This window comes from Micromonospora inaquosa, assembly GCF_003857055.1.
GTDB lineage: Bacteria > Actinomycetota > Actinomycetes > Mycobacteriales > Micromonosporaceae > Micromonospora > Micromonospora inaquosa.
In genome coordinates, this window is sequence record NZ_QGSZ01000027.1 from 1 (window position 1) to 2,278 (window position 2,278).

General features: G+C 67.1%; 2 protein-coding genes and 1 pseudogene. All 3 read left to right on the plus strand.

All coding sequences use genetic code 11. The annotated features are described in order from the left end of the window. Window positions 1-114 precede the first annotated feature (114 nt). Window positions 115-279 (plus strand): annotated as a pseudogene (locus tag DLJ59_RS00150) (IS982 family transposase); the annotation flags it as partial. Between the two features lie 93 nt (window positions 280-372). After that, window positions 373-1,059: a HEAT repeat domain-containing protein gene (locus DLJ59_RS00155; RefSeq protein WP_244235753.1), complete on the plus strand. Its 687-nt coding sequence runs from the start codon at window positions 373-375 to the stop codon at window positions 1,057-1,059. Next, window positions 1,053-2,093 carry a MerR family transcriptional regulator gene (locus tag DLJ59_RS00160; protein ID WP_124770516.1) on the plus strand — a complete coding sequence of 347 codons (1,041 nt, stop codon included), beginning with the start codon at window positions 1,053-1,055 and terminating at the stop codon, window positions 2,091-2,093. The genes DLJ59_RS00155 and DLJ59_RS00160 overlap by 7 nt, the downstream gene beginning before the upstream one ends. The last annotated feature ends 185 nt before the right edge of the window (window positions 2,094-2,278 follow it).

The window sequence follows — 2,278 nt, forward strand, 5'->3', positions numbered from 1 at the left end:
CCACCACCCACACCACAGTCATCCCGCCAACCTAGACGAGTAGTTCCGATGTCAGGGGTCGATGTCTGGGCATGAAGGGAGGGTGTCGATGATCATGTTGTGACGCAAGACCTCGACACCCTCAAGGGCCAGCTCGACCTGGAGCAACACGGCGGACGAACCTTCACCGGCGTCGCCGTCCGGGTCGCTCAACGCCTCCTCGCCATGGCTGCCGCAATCTGGCACAACAACAAGACCGGCGCACCCGTCCCCCGATCACTGATCGCCCACGACCACTGACCGGGGATCGAGGAGGGGACAGCTTGTGCTCGTCGGGGGCATCACGCGCACTTGACGTTGACACTGTGACAAGGTCTTCACTGGGTGCAGGAGGTGGTCCCCGTCAACTCGACACACAGGAATTCACAGGACACGCGCCTGCTCGCCGCGTTGGGCGCCGCAAACTCGTCGACGCGGCTCCAGGCGGCCCTGGCGGTTGGCACGCACGCCGACCCCGGCCTCGTCGACGCGCTCGTGGCACGGTGCGCGATCGAACCGGACTTCTTCGTGCGCGACATGCTCACATGGGCGTTGACCCGCCTCCCGTCGAAGATCACGGTGCCCAGACTCCGCGCAGAGCTTGACTCCGAACGCGCTCAGGCCCGAAGCCAGGCATTGCATACCCTGTCCAAGATCGGTGACAGGAGTGCGTACCCCGCGATCACGCGGTCGTTGCTGCACGACGCCGACGACGAGGTTGCGCGAACCGCATGGCGCGCTGCCGTCGTCCTCGTGCCCGACGGGGAACAGAAAGGACTGGCTGCGGAGCTGGCTTCACAACTCGGTCGTGGTGACCGGAATGTGAAACTGAGCCTCAGCCGAGCACTCGTCGCACTCGGAGACGTGATCGAGCCGGCCCTGCGGACGGGAATGGCGAGTGACGACCCGACGGTGAGTGCGCATGCCCGCGCCACGAAGCTACTCCTGCACGACCCGGATGTCGGCTTCGACGCAGCCGTCGACGAGGCCAAGCGGATCGTCGCGCTCGGCCCGGAGCGGGACGAGGGAACAGCGTGCTGATCGGCGAGGTGGCACGCCGATCGGGGGTGAGTACTCGGATGCTCAGGCACTACGACTCCCTCGGGCTGGTGCGACCAACAGGCCGCACCGTGGGTGGATACCGCGAGTACTCCACCGAGGACATCCGCCGGATCTTCCACGTGGAAAGTCTGCGGTCCCTGGGATTGTCGCTGCGACAGATCGGACCTGCTCTCGAGGATCCTGCCTTCGCACCGTCCGCGCTGGTCGGCGACCTCATCCAACGGACCGAAGACCGACTGAAGCGGGAGCAGGAGCTACTCGAGCGACTCCGGGCGGTCGATGCCTCGGCGCCCTCCGGCTGGCAGGACGTCCTGCGCATCGTCGAGCTCCTGCACGGGCTCAACTCGCCCAGCGCTGCACGCCGGCAGCAGACCGTCCTGAACCCGGCCGAGGGCGTGCCGGTGCCCACCGAACTGCTGGCTGGGGCGGTCCTCGCCGAATCCGATCCGAACGTCGCCGGCGCCCTGCGGTGGGCCCTTGCGAGGGCAGGCGGTGACGCAGTGGCGAGCGTGACGCCCGGCATGTACTCGGCGAACATCGACATCCGACGGCGCGCGGTCCTGGCGATCGCCGAGATGCCCGGTGACGAGGCGACCGCGGTGCTCGCGGACGCACTCGGGGACTCGGACATGACGGTGTGCAGGCACGCTGCTCTGGCATTGGGTACACGTGGTGCGACCGACGCCGTGCCGACACTCGTCGGCATGGTGGTCGCAGGCGCGAACGACGTCGAGGCGGCCGAGGCTCTGGGACGATTGTCACTGGACCCTGGCTGCGCGGAACGGATCATGAGTGCACTGGTCGACGAGTTCGCCGCACACAGTGCGGACTCCGCCGTACGGATACGCCTGACCCAGGCACTCACCGAGATGCCGCCAACCATCGCGCAAGGCATCCTGCAGCAATTGGCCCACGACGATGACCGGGCTGTCGCCCTCATCGCCTCGGCCCTCGTGGGAGTGCTCGAAGAGCGGACCAAGGCTGAAGATCCTGCCACTAGGACCAGCCCTTAACGCCACGTCCCGTTCCGTTCTCAGCCCCCTGGCCGGGTTCGGAACTACTCGTCTAGGCCCCACCCACCACAGCGCCCCTCGGTGATCATGGAGTTGGCGTCACCCCGCTCGGCGTGTCGCGACGCCAACTTCACGATCACCGGTTCGGGTGGGAGGCGGATCCGGGGTGGTGGGGTGTCCGGGTG